The following is an 18298-nucleotide window of genomic DNA, read 5'->3' on the forward strand; positions in this document are numbered from 1 at the left end:
AAATTTGATTATTCTCGCGTACAATCACTATTAATCTCAATTGCGAAGTATGCTTATGTCTAAATACAACAATCAAACATTTTTGGGCTATCTTGGCTTAGTGCCATTTTTATTGTTAGTAGGTGCCCACTTTTTATTTGAGCACCCATTATTAAGCCAAGCATTTTTATTTTACAGCATTAGCATTATGAGTTTTGTGGCTGGCAGCCTATGGCGCACATCAAATAGCAATAAGTTTAATTGGCTTATAGTGTTACCGACAATTCCAACTCTGGCACTTGCCCTCTTCGACACTAAACTCGCCCTACTCTATTTAGGTGCATGCTATGTGTTTATATTGGCATTACAAAAACGTACAGAGGATTGGCCAATTTTAGCGCCTGATTATCAGCGCATGCGCGAACGCATTACAGGGGTAGTGTTAGTATGTCATTTATTCTTTGCAGCACAACTACACCATAACGTGACCCAAATTTAACTTATAGAGCTAAAAAGCAGAGTGAAACTACATTCTGCTTTTTACTTTATTCGTTGCTTTGGCATTAGCGGGATCATCCGGCCAAAAATGTTTAGGGTAGCGCCCTTTCATTTCTTTTTGCACTTCGCGATAACTCGATGCCCAAAAACCTGCTAAGTCCTGAGTAATTTGCAGTGGCCTCATGGCGGGTGACAGCAACTCGATAGCAAGCGCTAAATGACCACCTGCAAGGGTTGGCGTAGTGGCAACACCATACATTTCCTGCATTTTCACTGCGAGCTTTGCTGGTCCATCAACTTGATACTGAATTTTTAGTTTTGATCCCGTTGGCACCGCAAGACGTTCGGGCAACAGCTCATCTAAACGCGTTTGCTGTTGCCAATCAATTAGGTTTTTGAGCGCAGGCAAAATCGCTATTTTTTTAAGCGCAGCAAGGCTATTTACGTCGCGTAGATAAGGTGCTAACCAGCTTGCCAAACTATCAAATAAAAACTGTTTATTGATGGCTGGAAATTCATTTGGCAAATATTTATGCGCAAGCGTTAGCCTCACTATATATTGCTCAGCCTCTTCATCTAAGGTAATTAATTGCCACCCTTTTTTAGCGATAATGGCACACCACGCAGCGGCTTTTTCATCAGCACTTAAGGTTTTACTGCTTGGTTTTCGCGAAAGTACGAGCTGCCCCAAACAATAATGGGTTTCAGCAATAAAGCGCCCAGTATTTTCATCAAACTGCGTAATATCTTTGTTCGAAAACAAATAAGGTAATGCACTTTCAATCAGTGTTAAATCACATTTACAGGCATTAAATACATGCTGCCCAGTAGCGCCGCCCATATCGCCTATACAAAGCAAAGGATCTTGCAGCAGAAAATCTGAGTGCAGTGTGGCACCTGCACCGTTAGCTAACCGCAGGCCATTTCCACGCTTTTGCGCAATTCTATCAGGAAATGCAAGCGCCATAACGAGTGATAAATATTCAAGGCAAAGCGTTCGAACCGCTTTTAACTTTAAGCGTTTAAGCCAAAGTGTCAGCTCTTTTTCAAAACTCCCATGCGGCGTATTAAGTTGCAGGCTAACTCCTGTAGCAATATCACTGCTACGATTCGTTTGACTGGTAAAAAGTGCAACCAAGTAAACAGCTAAATGATAAATACCAGGGTAATCCGCATCGAGCTGCTCAGCTTTAATCAGCATATGGGCAAAGCGAAGTTCAGTACCATAACTTAACATTTTTTTGCCTAGCGTAGTGATTTTGCCATCCGCGTCTATCGCCTCAAGCATCAGTAATAACTCGGTTGCTGCAGCTATTTGCTTTGCACTTGGTTTATCAAGCAACACTAAATCATGGATGTGCGTCCCCCAATTAGCGCACTCTAAAACAAGCTGGCTAATATCGCTTCGCAATATTTCTGGGGTTGCGTGATTAGCACGGCGTTCAAACAGCTCTTTACTACCAAGGCGATAAACAACCCCCGCTTCGATGCGACCTGCACGACCCGCGCGTTGAACTGCAGAAGACTTAGCAATATTCACAGTAAGCAATTGGCTGATGCCATTTTTAACATTATATTGGGTAATTTTCTCTTTCCCAGAATCCACTACAATTCGAATGCCATCAATGGTCAAACTGGTTTCAGCAACATTCGTGGTAAGCACGATTTTACGTTTATCACCTTCACATGGTTTTAATGCTGCTTGCTGCGTTTTTTTATCTTGCTTGCCAAAAAGCGCATAAATAGCGATATTTTGCTCAATAAGCCCTGCATTTCTGGCATCAAACAAGGCACTTTCAACGGCTTTAATTTCTTTCACACCCGGTAAAAAAACCAGCGCACTGCCCGTTTGCTCAGCCATAGCTTTAAGGGTAAGCGGCACAATTTGTGACAGCCAATCGGCCTCACTTGTGAGCGGCGTATAAACTTCAGAAATTGGAAACTGACGACCTTCACTTTGTACTAAAGGTGCATCAAACTCTGCTGATAGTCGCTCGCCATCTAAGGTTGCAGACATGATCAGCAACTTTAAATCGTCGCGATACGCCTGTTGCACCTCAAATGCCAGTGCCAATGCTGTTTCGGCCTGAATTGAGCGCTCGTGAAACTCATCGAAAATAACTAAATCGATCCCGTTTAACTCAGGGTCGTCTTGTAACATGCGTGTGAGCATGCCTTCGGTGACAATTTCAAGACGCGTTTGTTTGCTAACAATACTTTCACCGCGAATGCGTAAACCAATGGTTTGCCCTAATGGTTCATCTAAGCATTCAGCCAGAAAGCTTGCGATATTACGCGCAGCGAGCCTACGTGGCTCAAGCATAATAATACGTTTAAAGTGGTTATCTTTGATTAGCTGAAACGGCAACCAAGTTGATTTACCCGCACCCGGCGGTGCTTGCAATACAACTCGCTCGTTATTTGATAATTCAGTAACTAGTGTGTGATAAACACTTTGAATAGGCAGCAAAACTAACGTCCAACAATTTTTTGCTGAAGTTTAACTGTTTTGCGTTAATTTCGCAGTAATCGGCAAGCAAATCGCAATAAATAAGCCACTTACAATCAAACAAGCCACTAGTCCAAACTGCTGATAAATCACTCCCGATAGCACAGTACCAAATAACCTGCCGCAAGCATTCGCCATATAATAAAGCCCCACATCCATTGATGCACCTTCATCACGGGCATAATGCACAATCAAAAAAGAATGAATAGCAGAGTTAATAGCAAAAATAATTGCAAAGAGTATGAGTCCTAAGATGGCGATATCAACTAATGGCACTTTCAGATAAGCAGCTAACAGCATTAATAAAATCACCATTAATAGCGCTATTGCAGCAATGAATGCAGCGCGCGCATTGGCTTGCTTATTCAATAGCTTAAACGCTTTTGGTGTCGTTGACTGAAAGATGCCATAAATAATTACCCAAGCGGCCATCATGGTGCCCACTTCAGTACTTGTCCAACCCGCTTGCATAGTTAAAAAAACAGGCAACGCAACAACAAACCATACATCGCGACTGGCAAACAAAAAACAACGGGCAAACGAGAGTAAGTTTACTTTGTTACTTGATGAAAATATTTGACTAAATTTTGGTTTGAACGCTTTTGCTTCTAAGCTCCCTTTTAGCTGCAAAGCCACTAACAATGTAATTACGCCAAGCCCTGATGCTAAAATATATAAACTGTGTTGATAACCAAATACTGCTAATAACAACCCGCCTAAAAAGAAACCGCAGCCTTTTAACGTATTCTTTGACCCCGTCAAAAGTGCAACCCATTTAAATAGTGTGCTATTTTCATTTTTAGGTACTAACTGTTTAATTGCGGTTTTAGCACTCATTTTATTGAGATCTTTAGCAATACCCGATATGGCTTGCAATGCCATGACATAAGCGACACTCAACCACTGGGTTTGCGCCAGTAACACCAGCGCACTTATTTGCAAAAACAGTCCACTAAACAAAGTGACCTTCAAACCAAAGCGCGCACCTAACCAGCCGCCAAAAAGGTTTGTCACAATGCCAAAAAACTCATAAAACAAAAACAGCATGGCAACTTCAATCGGTGAATAACCAAGTGTATGAAAGTAAAGCACCACCAACATACGCAGTGCGCCATCGGTTAAGGTAAACCCCCAATAAGCAAAGGTGATTTGAATATAGTCTTTGATTCCCTGATTAACTGTTTTTGTTGCTGCTAACATAGTTTTAAGTTTGAGATATAAGAGAGTTTTAGCGCCTAAACCAAGGCGTTTTCACGCCAAGGTTTAGTAGAAGGTGTCAATATGAGGCAAATTAAGAAGCCGCAATCATATTCACAATATCGTTCATTCGCGATACATAGTTAATTTCGTTGTCGTACCAAGCAAGCACTTTAACAAGATGGTTATCAATTACTTGTGTTGATAATCCGTCAACAATTGCACTGTGGGTATCACCGACAAAATCAACCGAAACAAGCGGACGCATTTCAATATCTAAAATTCCTTTTAGTTCACCGTTTTTAGCTTCTTCAAAAGCATTATTAATTGCTTCAACGCTGGTCGGCTGTTCCGTTTCAATAACTAAATCAACTAAAGAGCCACTTAATAAAGGTACGCGCACTGCTAAACCATCAAGCTTGCCTTGCAGCTCAGGAAAAATCGTCATAATTGCTGTTGTTGAGCCAGAACTCGTTGGAATAAGTGACTCACCACAAGCACGGGCACGGCGTAAATCCTTATGCGCTTTATCAACAATCGTCTGTGTATTGGTGATGTCATGAATGGTAGTCATTGAACCGCGTTTTATACCTACCGTTTCTTTTAACACTTTAATCACAGGGGCTAAGCAGTTAGTGGTACACGATGCTGCTGTTACTACTTGATGCTTATCAGCTTGATATAAATCGTGATTGACGCCATAGACTAAATTAATCGCGCCCTCATCTTTAACTGGGCACGATACCAACACACGCTCTAACCCTTTATCAAGTAACGGCTGAAACAATGTTGATTGGCGATATAAACCAGAACAATCAATCAGTAAATCGATATTGTCTACCGGTAATGCGGTTAGTTCTTTTTCATGTAATAACGCTATTTTATGCTCTTCAACATAAAGAAATTCGTCATCAGCATGAATTGCATTATCTTTAAAGCGCCCTTGAACCGAATCAAACGCTAATAAATGTGCAATCGCTTCATTGCTGGCAGCTGGGTCGTTAATATACGCCAACTGATGATTTCCCTCTGCAAGCACAATACGTGCTAGCAACTTACCCATACGGCCAAAGCCATTAATCGCAATTTTCATAATAATCAGCCTAACAATTTGAAGGTTTAAAAGACGTTAAGTCGCGCTGCACTTGGCAATCGCTTTTGAGTGAATCGAGCGTAAGCTTTAATATCGTCAATAATGGCTCTGTCATCGCTTGATTAAGTTGATAAAAACGCCACGTACCGCGGGTAACTGACTCAACTAACCCTGATTTTTTCAGATAACTTAAATGGCGACTTACCGATCCTTGTGGCATTTCAAGTACAGTAACGAGATCACAGACACACACTTCGTTATGTTCTAAAATTAACGCCATTATTCTCAGGCGTGTTTGCTCACTGAGCGCTTTGTGAAATTGTGCAACAGCCATAAATTCGCTTAACCATATATACGCATAAGCAAATATTAAAAGATGACAGATAAAAATCAAGAAAATAAACGGTTATTTTTTGGCTTAGATTTTAGCCAAGAAAACAAAGCACAAATATTCAATTGGTTATCACACCAAGTTGATGATAAACGTAAGCCTGTTTTGCAAAGCAACTTACATTTAACCTTGGCATTTTTACCAAATGTGTCGCCTGCAAATGAGTTACTACTTATTGAGTATGCAAAAAGCCTAACATTCTCCTCATTTAAATTACGCTTTGCAGAGACCGGCTATTGGCCAAATACGGGGATTTTCTTTTTAAAGCCGTGCGAATTAGTCACACCGCTAAACGCGCTTGCAACCTCGATACGCAATGAGGGAGAGCGTTTGGGTATTTATCAAAATCCATTTGATTTTCATCCCCATGTAACACTTAAAAGAAATTGCAAACAGCAACCTGAAATAAAAAAGGCTATTACGCCTTTCGAAGTGGAATTTAAAGAATTTAAATTATTTCACTCAACACGAGTAAATAGCCAATTACGTTACCTACCCATAACAAGCTTTAAACTAAGGTGCTGAATTAAGAAAGCTGACGTTTGAAATCTTTAATGACGTTATTTAACGTGTTGATGATTTTTACATGACTGAAAGCAAGCTCTTCAAATTTTAAAAGTGTTTCGTCTGTTACTTTTGTCAACTTTACTTCTTCATCGTTGGTTAATTCTAACTGATTAAAAATCTCAAAAAATGCCAATGATTGATTACTCTGAATAATTTGCGTTTGTTCAGTAAAACTTCCCATTCTAAGTTTTAATTCATCAAGCTCATAAGCAATTTTTTTAAAATACAATTGCTTTAAATACTCTTGGTTTAGCGTATTTATTTGATGATTAGCACATTCAACATAGGCTGCTACGACATCTAAAATTTGGCCTTTGCGTATTTCATCTTCAGGCATATTTTTAATCAAAATACAGATATTATTATCTTTTAAAAAGTACCTTCTTCCCGCATTAATAATACGGTCATCACGTTGCATTACCAGCTTAAAAAGGTCCTCTTCCATACCACAAGCTCGTGCTGATGGACTATCCCAATAGCTAATTTGGGTGTTTTCGCTATAAGCAATCGAAGCAGTTAACTCTAAACTTTGTAGATACGAGAAAACCTGTACCAAGAATTCACCGTAGTTGGTACAAGCTAAGCAAGCTTGAATAGCTCTTGCGGTATTGCCCCACATAAAAGAGTCTGACATAGCAGAAAACACTGCTGAATTAGCATTTTGTTCAGCAATTTTTAATGCATCAAACTCTTTTTGATTTGCTAGCGCTTTTTTAATTTTAATCAGTAATAATGGCGGAATAAATGTACGCTTATCAATCCAATCAGCGGCACCTGCGTCAAAAGCAGCCATTTTTACCTCAAGTTCTTCAGAGGCACTTAAAAAAATAATTATCGGGGGATTTGCTTCTTTTTTAACGTACTTAATTAACTCAACACCATTACCATCTGGAAAATAGTAATCCAAAACAATGATACTAAATTCAGATTGTTCACACAGTGCTTTAGCCTGATCTAAGCTATACGCTTGTGATACTTGATACTCTTCCGTAAGACTTGAAGCGACAAGTTCGTTTAAACAGACGTCATCTTCAGCAATTAACAAGTTAATTTTCATAATCTAAGCACGTTTTTTTACAACTTTAAGCATAGGATATTATCACAATTGAAAAAGCCCAATAGTAATTTGTCTTGGGCTTTTGAATTAATTTGTAACCTAACGTGATTTTATTTAATTGAAATTTAAATATTGCCTCTTACTGTTACAAATTCTGGATATGCATCTACACCACAATCATGTTGATCCATACCATTAATTTCTTCTTCTTCGCCAACACGAATACCCATTGTTTTCTTAAGTAATGCCCAAACAATGTAAGAGCTAACAAAAACAAAACCGAAGATAACAAGTGCACCGATAAGTTGATTAACAAAGGTTGCATCGCTATTAGAAAACGGCACTAGCATTAGACCTAAGAAGCCACACACACCGTGTACTGAAATCGCGCCAACTGGGTCGTCAATTTTCGCTTTATCAAGCGCTACGATGCTAAAGACGACTAAGCTACCACCTAAAGCACCGCCCAATACCGCGAGTAATGGGCTTGGCGATGCCGGCTCTGCTGTAATTACCACAAGACCTGCTAATGCACCATTTAATACCATGGTTAAATCAGCCTTACGCCATAACACTTTACACAGTAGTAAAGCAGCGATTGCACCAGCAGCCGCTGCCGCATTGGTATTAAGTAAAATTTGACTCACTGCAGTTGCATTTTCTTTATCTGAAAGGAGCAGTTGTGAACCACCGTTAAAACCAAACCAGCCCATCCATAGTATAAACGTACCAAGCGTTGCTAATGGTAAGTTAGAACCCGGTATTGGATAGATCTCACCGTTTTTACCGTACTTACCTTTACGTGCGCCTAACAATAAAACACCCGCAAGCGCAGCTGCCGCACCCGCCATGTGCACAATACCAGAACCAGCAAAGTCAACAAATCCCATCGCAGATAAGAAACCGCCGCCCCATGTCCAGTAACCTTCAAGTGGATAAATAAAGCCAGTTAAAACAACACAAAATACTAAGAATGACCATAACTTCATGCGCTCGGCAACAGCACCTGACACAATTGACATGGCAGTTGCAACAAACACTACTTGAAAGAAGAAGTCTGATTGTAATGAGTGGTTTGCATCCGCAGCTTCAGTACCAATTAGTGTACCTAGTGAAGGTAAAAAACCGCCTTCAACATTATCTACATACATAATGTTGTAGCCAACAATTAAATACACGGTACATGCAATTGCATAAAGCGCCACGTTTTTAGTTAAGATTTCAGTGGTGTTTTTAGAACGAACTAAACCAGCCTCTAACATGGCAAAACCTGCTGCCATCCACATAACTAATACGCCCGACATTAAAAAGTAAAAAGTATCGAGTGCAAATTTCAATTCAACTACTGTATTTTCCATGACATTCCCCTTAAATTGCTGCTTCGTCTAGTTCGCCCGTACGAATACGAACAATTTGTTCTAGGTCGTAGACAAAAATTTTGCCATCACCAATTTTACCGGTTTGTGCCACATTGCTAATTGCTTCTATAACACGGTCTACATTGTCACTTTGCGTTGCAATTTCCACTTTGATCTTTGGAATAAAATCAACTTGGTATTCTGCTCCACGGTATAATTCAGTATGCCCACGTTGACGGCCAAAACCTTTAACATCAACTACTGTCATGCCCTCAATGCCAAGATCTGACATTGCTTCTCTCACATCATCAAGCTTAAATGGCTTAATAATCGCACTGATCATTTTCATAAGATGTACCTGTTGTCGTTTTTTTAATTTGTACAAGTTAAATCCAACCTTTGTGCCAATAATATTTTTTTATCTAATTCATAAGGTTAAATAATTTACAATGTGTTACAAGAAAGTTAACGCACCACAACAGTGCATAAACATTGGTTTTATGAACGCTTTGGTGCAAAAAGAGAAATATTGAAAACTTGCTTTAGTAGCCGTTTTTGACACAATATGAACCAACGGAGTTGGTATATAACCCTGAACTTTGCCAACTCAATGGAATTAAAAATCAATAACAAAGGATATATAAGCACATGGCTTATTGGGTTATCCAAGCACTTATCGCAGTGATGCTTTTGTTTTCTGGCCTTTCCAATATGGACACAGACCAGGAAATGCATGGCCTAGCGAACGTACTTGCTCATACGGGTGTACGCATTTTCAGTTTCTTTATGATCACTCACTTTTTAATTCGAGCACCCATTCACTTTTTGCGTAATAAAGAAGCTGGGATTTTAAAAATATGCTTCTGTGGCATCACATTAGTCGTTATTGGTTCCTATATAGGTGCCAACATACGTGATGTCAGTCGAAATTCTTTTGTGCCAATTTCCGAAGAAATTGCATATTACCAAGCTTACCCAGATAAAGACCCTCTCAACCAAGTCAAGGCAATTGATAACCTTGAAAAAAATAATGAAAGCCTAGATGAAAAACCATCAACTAATAAGTCAGTAAAATCAGAAGTTAAAAAAGGCTTTGATGAAGCTCACTTAGAGGCTCGAAAAGAGCTTGAAAAAATTCATCAGGGCGATCAAGCCGCAATAGACCGCGCAGCTTCTAAACGCTTTAAATCTCAGTTTGGCTTCTTTGCTCTCTGGTTATTGTGTTATTTGCCCCTATCAGCATTAAATCGCCGCTTTCAAGTTAAAAACCAGCTAAAACAAAGCCAAATAGCATTATTAATGAGTCAGCTAAATCCGCACTTTCTGTTTAACTCATTGAACAGTATTCGCGGCATGATTTTCGAGGATAAACAGCTGGCAAAAGAGTTGATTGATAAGCTTAATGAGCTATTTCGCTACAACCTAACAGCAAATAAACACCCTACGGTAAAATTAAAAGAAGAGTTGCGCATTTGTGAGTTTTACCTCGATATTGAACATATCCGCCTTGAAGAACGCCTATTAATTGAAATGCATGTGGACGAAACCTGTTTAAATACTAAGGTGCCTACTATGGGCATTCTTACCTTAATTGAAAATTCTATTAAACATGGTATTGCACCAAGACAAGAGCAAAGCTTACTAATTGTTGATATTACAAAACATAAAAACCAATTAGTGGTTGCAGTAAGTAACCCTATTTACACCGGCAACTACAAAGTTGAAAGTACAGGTACTGGCCAAGAAAACCTAATTAAACGCTTACAGTTAATGTACAACGAAAACGCAACACTAAAAGCCGCGTTAAAAGATGATAAATACGTCGCATGCTTAACGTTACCACTTTAAAAAAGGTCCAAATACGGTTATGAATTTCAGTTATATTCGAAATACCAGCCCTAATTATTGGCGTTATCAAGGGCCCCTTTTTGTTATTTCATTCTTAGTAAGTTGTTTAGGTATCTGGGGTGTGTTTCAAAAACCAGATGCTGAATCAATGCCAATTATTCATCTTGGTTTATTAGGTGCACTGGTACTCACCTCATACCAAATAATCATGATCTTTGCAGCATTTCATATTGTGCTGCGCGGTATTTACAAACATTACAAAAGTTATGCAACAACCAAGTGGAAGTTATTTTTACTCATCTTAGCTGGCTCAACTGTGACCGCGTTGGTGATTATTACCTTAGACTTTTTACCTATTTTAGCCTCTCTTACTCCGTATTCTTTAGAAGAGTATGTTAAAAGCATTATGCATATAGACAGTTTCGGTAAATCAATCGTCGCTTACATTCTTTATAATGTTGTTACTACCGTTGTCTGGGCTTATTTTTATGTACTTGCGGCAGGCATTTCGAACTACAAACAACTTGCACTGCTATTAAAGAAACAAAAGCTACAAATTTTAACCAACCGCGTTAATCCCGAGTTTTTGTTTGATACTATGGAAGCCATTAAACAACAAATTGATGTTGATGAAGAAAAGGCTGCAGAACTGGTTACTAAAGCGTCTGATTTATTTCGCTACAACTTAATGTCAAGTAAAGCAACTGATGCAAAACTGAGCGATGAAATTTCCAGTTTAGCTAATTACCTTGAACTTCTTGAAGAACAGAAACGTGCGCCTATTTCTCACTTCATTAAACTTCATGACGATGCCGTTGGGCCAAATATACCTAGCATGTCATTAATTTTTATCTGTTCGTTCTTACTCAATACCGCACGCCACCGCACTGGCGAACTCAGCATTGTTGGATTTATAAAGCACAATAAATATCGCTTAGAAATAGCCCACCAAAGCCATGGTAAATTCTTTTTAGATACAGAACATTACGACAATGTAAAAAGCCGCTTAGAGCATATGTATGCGCAAGATGCGAGCATAGTAATGGTGAAAAAAGGTAAACATAGAAAAGTGATTATTGAGTTGCCGATTGATTGGCAACAGCAACTCGAAAAATCAGCGTAACCACTCATCTTACTTTTTTGCCGTTTATCATTTTAATTGGCGAGATAATTATAAAATCGATAGACTCAAAATAGTCTGTCAAAAAAGAGACTTTCTTTTTATATGTTTGAAAAAAATGCGGAAGCACCATTAAATCCACACTTCTTGTTTAATAGCATGAATGCTATCCGCTATATGATTTTCGAAAATCAAGATTTAGCGAGCGACTTACTAGGCAAATTAGCCGAGCTAATTCGTTATCAACTCAACGATGGAGTAACACAGACAAGTTTTAGCGATGATTTAACACAGCTTGAGCATTTGCTTGAGCTCGAAGCGCTGCGCTTAGAAGAAAGATTTTCCCTGACTAAAAATTTAAGCAAACTGGTAAGCCCTCACCCATTACCTTGTTCAGTGCTTTTACCCTTAGTTGAGTATGTGTTTATCAAAAAGGATATTTACAGCGTTAGCCGCAACCAACTAATTATCACGACAAAAGAAGTTGGCAGTGCTGTTGTTTTTACACTTAACTTAACACAATCCCCCAAAATAAAGTCAGGCGATTTACCGCTAGATAACCTAATTACCCAATTAGGCATGGGCAATATTTGCAGTGCAACACAAACATGTGATGCAAACACTTACACGATGGAGTTAACTTTTAACAATGAGTATTAGAATAATAATTGTTGATGATGAACGTCTTGCACGCAGTGAATTAAAGCGCCTGCTGTCAAAGCACAGCCAAATTGAGATTGTTGATGAAGCCAAAAATGCTGAAGAAGCAAGTGAAAAAATTGCAGAGCATAAGCCAGACGCTATCTTCCTAGATATTCATATGCCTGGCGCAACGGGTTTAGAGTTAGCTGAATCACTGGGTGATGATGTAAACATTATTTTCTGTACTGCGTACGACCAATTTGCTGTAGAGGCGTTTTCATTAAATGCCATGGATTACTTAGTAAAACCGGTAAACCCAGCGCGATTAGCTGAAAGCATTGAAAAATTAGAAAAGCGTATCGAACAAAATGCATCTAATACAGGTTTACCTGATGACCATAAATTGATGGTAAAATATGGCGAAACCATGCGCATTATCGAACTTCGTGAAATTATTCGTTTTGAGTCCATTGGTAATCATGCTGCAATTTACACACCACATGGTAAAGCATACCTACACAGCTCATTAAACAAAATTGAAGCTAAATTAGACGAGAGACATTACTTTAGAGCAAGCCGTTCAGACATCATACGTCTTGATGCAATTGAAAGCATGGAACAAGCTATTAGCTACGGTTTAACTGCAACTTTAAGCAATGGTCAAACTGTTGAGATTTCGCGCAGACAAGCAACAAAATTAAGACAATTGCTAGAGTTTACACAGCTGTAAAAAGATCTCTGCAATCGCTAAATCAAAAGCTAAGAGTGTCAATTCTGAACTCTTAGCTTATTTTTAAAACTTTTTTTATTGGTGGATCACCACCTGATTTCGCCCACCCCCTTTGGCATCATAAAGCGCAATATCAGCACGGTTTATAAGCCCTGTCAGCTCTTCATCCTGTTGCAACTGTGCAACACCTGCACTGATTGAAAAACTAATCAATTGACCCGCGGCTTCAACTTGCATATTGGCAAGTGAAAAACGTAATTCATCTAGCTTTTCAAATGCACTGTCTTGATCTTCATTAATAAACAACACCGCAAATTCTTCTCCACCTAAACGCGCCATTAACACATTACCAAATTGCTCAGCTAGTTTATTGGATAAAAAGCTTAGTACTTCATCACCCGCTTGGTGCCCATAGGCATCATTAATTTGTTTAAAGTGGTCAATATCTATCACCGCTAAACTTAACACTGATTGCTCCGCCACTTTTTGTTCTGCAGCTTGATAGAAATAACGGCGGTTATACAAACCAGTTAAATAATCTTTATTCGCAGCATCTTTAATGGTTTCGATTAAGTTAAGTTGCTCCATAGTCATCATAACGCGACAGTGAAATTCTTCAGGCGCAAAGGGTTTGGTTAAGAAATCATTAGCGCCATGTTTAATAAACTTTGCCGATAAACTTTGGCTACCTGACCCTGAAATACCAATAATCCCCAAGCTGTCACGACCGCGCTTTGAACGAATGCTTTTAACTAGCTCAAAGCCATCTTTCTTTGGCATTGCAAAGTCTGTTAGCAATAGTTTTATACTTTCATCGGCTAACAATTTTTGATAAGCCTGTTCTCCATCTTCGGCTTCTTCTACATGATACAATAATCTTTCTAAGCTTTGGCGCATCATAGTACGACTTGTTTGTGAGTCATCAGCTACTAACACTTTAGTACCCTGATTACCAAGCAATTGTGCAAGTTGTTTTACAGCATAGGTATAAGAGTCTCTATTTTCTTTTAAAACATAATCTACCACGCCCATTTCAAGCATTTGCTGTCTTTTAAATTCATCAATACTACCTGTGAGAACCAGAGTTGGAATACCACAACGTAAGGTCAACGTTGCCACTTCACCATTACTGGCATCAGGTAAGTTTAAGTCCACCAGCGCTAGGGTATATTTGTTATTTTTAATAAGTCCTGCGGACTCGCGCAACGAAGCGGCAAAATCAACTGGCACGGATAAATACTGTGATACCAAGTGACGCAACACTTGTTGCACCATTTTGCTATCTTCAACGATTAAAATACGTTGCATAGTTACACTCCAACTAAGCTTAATTGCCTTTTACAGGCTAATTCTTCCGACATCCTTATACCATAGAACCATTAAAAAAAGGGTAACACTTGTTACCCTTTTTTAAAATAATTTACATTACTCGTAACCGCGAGGGCCTTTATGTTTAATTATAGCAATATAACCATGCCAACTGGCATAACTAAGCAGTGGCATAATCACAATAAATCCAGTTGCGCCAGTTAAAAACCCTAAAGCAACCAAAGCAATAATACAAAAGGCCCAAACAACCATTGCGCCGACGTTTTCCTTAACAGCATTAATGGAAGACACTACAGCAGTCATAATATCAACTCTTCGCTCCATCATAATTTGTGGGGTAAATGCTGAAATGGCAAAGACACTGCCAAGCATTATTGCACCAATAAATGATCCTAAGGTAAGAAAAGCTGAGAGCTCTTCTAATGTTGGATTCACGCTGTTTGGATAGAGCGCATGTACAAGTGCCGCTAACCGCATCCAAATAATCATCACAACCATTAGTAGAATCGCAAACCCCCACTCGCCTACAGGATTGCGGAACATCGATTTTAAGCTATGACTCAATGTGGGTTTGTGCTCCTTTTCTAGCTCCCATGCAATGTCATATAAACCAACCGCAAAGGCAGGTCCAATCAACGCAAAGGCGACAGTGGCAGGTAAAATTACTAAGTGAGTACCAGATTGATAAACAAAATACAAAATAGCAACGGGTATAATACTAAATATCACCCCGTAAAACAGGCTTAAAATTGGCGCACTTGCCATATCTTTAAAACCAAGCGCGAGCCAATGCAGGGGGGCAAAAAGTCCAACTTTATTACATTCTAAACATCTGGCAAAAGTCGTATGCTTATCTGCTACTGGAGTTTGAGGCATAACTTTCTCCTTATTTGAATCAGTTAGCTGAGACAGAATTTATCGTTTTAATATACGTAACTGGGAGCTTTATAAGTTCAGCTTTATTTTCAGTGTGTTCTCAACTGCAAAAGCAACCATTAACTTCGCTTTACGTGACTAAATAACCTTACAGATAATTACTCACAGTTTTTAAGCGTTATTTACCAGTATAGGGTAGTTTTAGTAATTCAACGAAAAAATGCCTATATTGGTCTCACTCTCTTTGACCTAGTAAGTTGAAATTAAGTAGTCTGTTTATTAACTCAACAAACTATTTTATAGGCAGTGCCAACATGAAAAGACTTTTCCAGTTATTTGTTTTTTCTGCACTTGTGATAAGCAGCCAATCACACGCGACAGAAAGAAAAATAACCATAGACGATAAGCAAACTTCCAACCATCAAGCCAAGATCTTAGGTAAAAAGATCAAATACAGCGCAACGGTTGGCACGCAGCCAGTGTGGGATAAACAAGGTAACCCTATTGCCAGTTTGCATTATACCTACTACCAAAAATCAGATGTTGAAGACTACAGCAAACGCCCTTTATTGATTTCATTTAATGGCGGGCCAGGCTCTGCATCAGTATGGATGCATTTAGCCTACACAGGGCCAAAAATTCTCAATATTAATGATGAAGGTTACCCAGTCCAACCGTATGGTGTAAAAAGCAACCCTTATTCAGTACTTGATGTTGCCGATATTGTTTACGTAAACCCTGTAAACACAGGCTACTCTCGCATACTTGAAAACGACAAAGGTGAGCTTCCAAGCAAAGACAAACAAAAAGAGCTATTTTTTGGTGTTAATGCCGATATCGAATACCTTGCTGAATGGATCAATACCTTTGTAACGCGCAATAATCGCTGGTTATCACCAAAGTTTTTAATTGGTGAAAGCTACGGTACTACACGTGTTTCAGGCCTTGCTCTTGAACTGCAAAACCGCCAATGGATGTATTTAAACGGTGTGATTTTAGTATCACCGACGGAAATCGGCATTAAGCGTGAAGGCCCGGTTGAAGCTGCTAACCGCATTCCTTATTTTGCCGCAACGGCTTGGTATCACAACAAGCTAGATGCCAAATACCAAAACATGCCGCTAACAACGTTTTTAGCCGAAGTTGAAGACTTCACTATCAATAAAGCCATTCCAGCTATTAGTAAAGGTGGCTTTATCGATGCAAACGAAAAGCAGCAAATTGCCGCAACAATTGCTAACTACACAGCATTAAGCGAAACCTTTGTGCTACGAAACAATCTGGATATTCCTAATGATGCATTCTGGAAAGAGTTACTGCGTGAAGAAGGTTTTACGGTAGGTCGTTTAGACTCTCGTTATAAAGGCATTGATAAGCGTGATGCAGGAAGCCGCCCTGATTACTGGGCTGAATTAACGTCTTGGTTACACTCATTCACGCCAGCAATTAACTATTATTTACAGCAAGAACTGGGCTACAAAACTGACCTTAAATACAACATGTTTGGCTCTGTTCACCCATGGGATCGCACAAATAATAAAACGGGCGAAAACCTGCGTTTAGCTATGGCGCAAAACCCTTATCTCAAAGTGATGGTTCAGTCTGGTTATTTTGACGGTGCAACGAACTACTTTGATGCCAAATACACCATGTGGCAGTTAGACCCAAGTGGCAAAATGCGTCAACGCTTAAGCTTTAAAGGCTACGAAAGCGGCCATATGATGTACCTTCGCCGCGCTGATTTAGAAACTTCCAATCAAGATGTACGTGAATTTATTTTAAACGCACTGCCAACAGGTGCCGCTAAATACTAAAAGAATTCTCAACTCAACCACCAAAGCGGCATCTAATGCCGCTTTTTAACTTTGCAAAAAAGCTTTTAACAACTATATACTTAGCAAAACAATAAAATTTGCCTTGTATATGAGCTATCGCATTCAATTCGCACAACTAAATAACGGTGTATCAGCCGAGCAAGCGAAGTCAACTTTAACCACAAAACTTAAGCTTTCAGATGCCAAGGTAAGTCAGTTTCTTGCGGGCAAGCAAATATTCGGCCCCATAACTCACGAAAAAGCGGTCAAACAGCAAAAAACGTTTGCAGCATTAGGCATTCAAGTAAACATTATCAGCACCAGCCAATCGAGCACGCAAGATCACACCACTGATGTTGATAAACGTATCTTAGCTGCGCTTGACTACATCACCACATCGATTATTCGTCTAGAAGAAAAAATGGATGATTTAGCGCGTTTACAACAACTACAAAATGGTGAAACTGACATCGAACTAGAAATTGAAAGTCAAAACAGTTGGGGCGACGACTTAGAATTTGATGAACCGCTTGAAGCTACTAGTAAGTCTAAAAATATTAATTGGTTATTCATCGCTTTAATTGTGATTCTGCTTTCTCTTTTAGGCGTAGTAATCGCATTCCCAGACTTACTCCCTTTTTAAATACTGATAAAACACCATGGATCGTCAAAATATTCGCAAGTTAATGCGACAACGTCGCACTGCGCTTTCAGAAAATGAACAACTGGAAGCCGCGAAAAAAATTAAAGTGAACATTTTTCAACACTTAAAAAACCCTAACATTCACCGTATTGGCATTTATTTATCAAACGACAGTGAAATCGATACATCCTTGATAATTGAGGAATTATGGCAAAGAAACATTACTGTTTACCTACCTGTACTTCACCCCTTTTGCAACGGTTACCTACTCTTCCAAAGGTATGAGAAAAATTCACCCATGACGCCGAATCGCTATGGTATCTTGGAACCCAAGTTAAATTGTAGTCAGGTTTGTCCGGTTGAAGACTTAGATGTGCTATGCACACCACTTGTTGCTTTCGACCTACAAGGTAACCGCCTTGGAATGGGTGGCGGCTATTATGATCGTACACTCGCAAAATATTACCGCGAGACGCTAAGCAAGCCAGAAATAATTGGCCTTGCCCATAATTGCCAACAAGTTGACCAGTTACCAATTGAAAGTTGGGATGTACCACTTAAAACCATAGTAACACCAAAAAAGTGTTATTTATGGTAAGCATGAGCCAGCCAACTAGGTATAATAACAACTCTATTTCCGTTCAAAA

The 18298-nt window shown here is 39.2% G+C and carries 18 protein-coding genes; 9 read left to right on the forward strand and 9 right to left on the reverse strand.

Going from position 1 to position 18298, the window contains the following annotated elements; all coding sequences use genetic code 11:
* Positions 1 to 55: 55 nt before the first annotated feature.
* Positions 56 to 478, forward strand: a complete 423-nt coding sequence (locus ABYD77_RS06445; RefSeq protein WP_372768149.1) for a DUF3429 domain-containing protein — start codon at positions 56 to 58, stop codon at positions 476 to 478.
* 27 nt (positions 479 to 505) lie between these two features.
* Here ABYD77_RS06445 and hrpB read toward each other — a convergent pair whose 3' ends face one another.
* The 4 genes from hrpB to ABYD77_RS06465 form a co-directional block, all read right to left on the reverse strand.
* Positions 506 to 2947 (reverse strand): ATP-dependent helicase HrpB, encoded by a 2442-nt coding sequence (hrpB, locus tag ABYD77_RS06450; protein ID WP_372768151.1) that lies wholly within the window; start codon positions 2945 to 2947, stop codon positions 506 to 508.
* Positions 2948 to 2977: 30 nt separating this feature from the next.
* Positions 2978 to 4186, reverse strand: coding sequence for an organoarsenical effux MFS transporter ArsJ (gene arsJ, locus ABYD77_RS06455; protein ID WP_372768153.1), 1209 nt, complete (start codon positions 4184 to 4186; stop codon positions 2978 to 2980).
* 91 nt (positions 4187 to 4277) lie between these two features.
* Positions 4278 to 5282, reverse strand: coding sequence for an ArsJ-associated glyceraldehyde-3-phosphate dehydrogenase (locus ABYD77_RS06460; protein WP_372768203.1), 1005 nt, complete (start codon positions 5280 to 5282; stop codon positions 4278 to 4280).
* Between the two features lie 4 nt (positions 5283 to 5286).
* Positions 5287 to 5610 carry an ArsR/SmtB family transcription factor gene (locus tag ABYD77_RS06465; RefSeq protein WP_372768155.1) on the reverse strand — a complete coding sequence of 108 codons (324 nt, stop codon included), beginning with the start codon at positions 5608 to 5610 and terminating at the stop codon, positions 5287 to 5289.
* A 42-nt stretch (positions 5611 to 5652) separates the two neighbouring features.
* On the opposite strand from ABYD77_RS06465, the gene thpR reads away from it, so the two are divergent.
* Positions 5653 to 6192 carry an RNA 2',3'-cyclic phosphodiesterase gene (gene thpR, locus ABYD77_RS06470; protein ID WP_372768157.1) on the forward strand — a complete coding sequence of 180 codons (540 nt, stop codon included), beginning with the start codon at positions 5653 to 5655 and terminating at the stop codon, positions 6190 to 6192.
* Between the two features lies 1 nt (position 6193).
* On the opposite strand, the gene ABYD77_RS06475 is transcribed toward thpR, so the two are convergent.
* The 3 genes from ABYD77_RS06475 to ABYD77_RS06485 form a co-directional block, all read right to left on the reverse strand.
* On the reverse strand, positions 6194 to 7291 hold the full coding sequence (locus ABYD77_RS06475; RefSeq protein ID WP_372768159.1) for a response regulator: 1098 nt from the start codon (positions 7289 to 7291) through the stop codon (positions 6194 to 6196).
* Between the two features lie 125 nt (positions 7292 to 7416).
* Positions 7417 to 8649 carry an ammonium transporter gene (locus ABYD77_RS06480; protein WP_372768161.1) on the reverse strand — a complete coding sequence of 411 codons (1233 nt, stop codon included), beginning with the start codon at positions 8647 to 8649 and terminating at the stop codon, positions 7417 to 7419.
* Between the two features lie 10 nt (positions 8650 to 8659).
* Positions 8660 to 8998, reverse strand: coding sequence for a P-II family nitrogen regulator (locus ABYD77_RS06485; RefSeq protein WP_038642771.1), 339 nt, complete (start codon positions 8996 to 8998; stop codon positions 8660 to 8662).
* Between the two features lie 299 nt (positions 8999 to 9297).
* Between ABYD77_RS06485 and ABYD77_RS06490 the strand changes: the two genes are divergently transcribed.
* From ABYD77_RS06490 to ABYD77_RS06505, 4 genes are all read left to right on the forward strand, one after another.
* Entirely contained in the window at positions 9298 to 10497 is a 1200-nt protein-coding gene (locus ABYD77_RS06490) for a sensor histidine kinase (protein ID WP_372768163.1), read from the forward strand.
* Positions 10498 to 10516: 19 nt separating this feature from the next.
* Positions 10517 to 11620, forward strand: a complete 1104-nt coding sequence (locus ABYD77_RS06495) for a histidine kinase (protein WP_372768165.1) — start codon at positions 10517 to 10519, stop codon at positions 11618 to 11620.
* Positions 11621 to 11722: 102 nt separating this feature from the next.
* A complete protein-coding gene (locus tag ABYD77_RS06500) occupies positions 11723 to 12277 on the forward strand; it encodes a histidine kinase (protein ID WP_372768167.1) in 555 nt (184 codons plus the stop codon).
* Positions 12267 to 12989 carry a LytR/AlgR family response regulator transcription factor gene (locus tag ABYD77_RS06505; RefSeq protein ID WP_372768169.1) on the forward strand — a complete coding sequence of 241 codons (723 nt, stop codon included), beginning with the start codon at positions 12267 to 12269 and terminating at the stop codon, positions 12987 to 12989. The genes ABYD77_RS06500 and ABYD77_RS06505 overlap by 11 nt, the downstream gene beginning before the upstream one ends.
* Positions 12990 to 13064: 75 nt before the next feature.
* Here the strand turns inward: ABYD77_RS06505 and ABYD77_RS06510 are convergent, their stop codons facing one another.
* On the reverse strand, positions 13065 to 14297 hold the full coding sequence (locus ABYD77_RS06510; protein ID WP_372768171.1) for a diguanylate cyclase: 1233 nt from the start codon (positions 14295 to 14297) through the stop codon (positions 13065 to 13067).
* Between the two features lie 117 nt (positions 14298 to 14414).
* Positions 14415 to 15194, reverse strand: coding sequence for a DUF2189 domain-containing protein (locus ABYD77_RS06515; RefSeq protein WP_372768173.1), 780 nt, complete (start codon positions 15192 to 15194; stop codon positions 14415 to 14417).
* 314 nt (positions 15195 to 15508) lie between these two features.
* Here ABYD77_RS06515 and ABYD77_RS06520 point away from each other — a divergent pair, with 314 nt between their 5' ends.
* From ABYD77_RS06520 to ABYD77_RS06530, 3 genes are all read left to right on the forward strand, one after another.
* Entirely contained in the window at positions 15509 to 17008 is a 1500-nt protein-coding gene (locus tag ABYD77_RS06520; RefSeq protein ID WP_372768175.1) for a S10 family peptidase, read from the forward strand.
* Positions 17009 to 17117: 109 nt separating this feature from the next.
* Positions 17118 to 17651: a hypothetical protein gene (locus ABYD77_RS06525; RefSeq protein WP_372768177.1), complete on the forward strand. Its 534-nt coding sequence runs from the start codon at positions 17118 to 17120 to the stop codon at positions 17649 to 17651.
* A gap of 16 nt (positions 17652 to 17667) precedes the next feature.
* The gene (locus ABYD77_RS06530; protein WP_372768179.1) at positions 17668 to 18249 is read left to right on the forward strand and encodes a 5-formyltetrahydrofolate cyclo-ligase; all 582 of its coding nucleotides are present in this window, start codon (positions 17668 to 17670) and stop codon (positions 18247 to 18249) included.
* Positions 18250 to 18298 lie beyond the last annotated feature (49 nt).

The sequence above is a fragment of the Pseudoalteromonas sp. genome (assembly GCF_041629635.1).
Classification (GTDB): domain Bacteria; phylum Pseudomonadota; class Gammaproteobacteria; order Enterobacterales; family Alteromonadaceae; genus Pseudoalteromonas.

What these genes read in the sequence shown, in the direction of transcription:
- thpR (WP_372768157.1), top strand. Translation starts at nt 5,653, where the DNA reads ATGACAGATAAAAATCAAGAAAATAAACGGTTATTTTTTGGCTTAGAT.
- ABYD77_RS06525 (WP_372768177.1), top strand. Translation starts at nt 17,118, where the DNA reads ATGAGCTATCGCATTCAATTCGCACAACTAAATAACGGTGTATCAGCC.
- ABYD77_RS06510 (WP_372768171.1), bottom strand. Translation starts at nt 14,297, where the DNA reads ATGCAACGTATTTTAATCGTTGAAGATAGCAAAATGGTGCAACAAGTG.
- ABYD77_RS06485 (WP_038642771.1), bottom strand. Translation starts at nt 8,998, where the DNA reads ATGAAAATGATCAGTGCGATTATTAAGCCATTTAAGCTTGATGATGTG.
- arsJ (WP_372768153.1), bottom strand. Translation starts at nt 4,186, where the DNA reads ATGTTAGCAGCAACAAAAACAGTTAATCAGGGAATCAAAGACTATATT.
- ABYD77_RS06515 (WP_372768173.1), bottom strand. Translation starts at nt 15,194, where the DNA reads ATGCCTCAAACTCCAGTAGCAGATAAGCATACGACTTTTGCCAGATGT.
- ABYD77_RS06530 (WP_372768179.1), top strand. Translation starts at nt 17,668, where the DNA reads ATGGATCGTCAAAATATTCGCAAGTTAATGCGACAACGTCGCACTGCG.
- ABYD77_RS06480 (WP_372768161.1), bottom strand. Translation starts at nt 8,649, where the DNA reads ATGGAAAATACAGTAGTTGAATTGAAATTTGCACTCGATACTTTTTAC.
- ABYD77_RS06465 (WP_372768155.1), bottom strand. Translation starts at nt 5,610, where the DNA reads ATGGCTGTTGCACAATTTCACAAAGCGCTCAGTGAGCAAACACGCCTG.
- ABYD77_RS06475 (WP_372768159.1), bottom strand. Translation starts at nt 7,291, where the DNA reads ATGAAAATTAACTTGTTAATTGCTGAAGATGACGTCTGTTTAAACGAA.
- ABYD77_RS06495 (WP_372768165.1), top strand. Translation starts at nt 10,517, where the DNA reads ATGAATTTCAGTTATATTCGAAATACCAGCCCTAATTATTGGCGTTAT.
- ABYD77_RS06505 (WP_372768169.1), top strand. Translation starts at nt 12,267, where the DNA reads ATGAGTATTAGAATAATAATTGTTGATGATGAACGTCTTGCACGCAGT.
- ABYD77_RS06500 (WP_372768167.1), top strand. Translation starts at nt 11,723, where the DNA reads ATGTTTGAAAAAAATGCGGAAGCACCATTAAATCCACACTTCTTGTTT.
- ABYD77_RS06520 (WP_372768175.1), top strand. Translation starts at nt 15,509, where the DNA reads ATGAAAAGACTTTTCCAGTTATTTGTTTTTTCTGCACTTGTGATAAGC.
- ABYD77_RS06490 (WP_372768163.1), top strand. Translation starts at nt 9,298, where the DNA reads ATGGCTTATTGGGTTATCCAAGCACTTATCGCAGTGATGCTTTTGTTT.
- ABYD77_RS06445 (WP_372768149.1), top strand. Translation starts at nt 56, where the DNA reads ATGTCTAAATACAACAATCAAACATTTTTGGGCTATCTTGGCTTAGTG.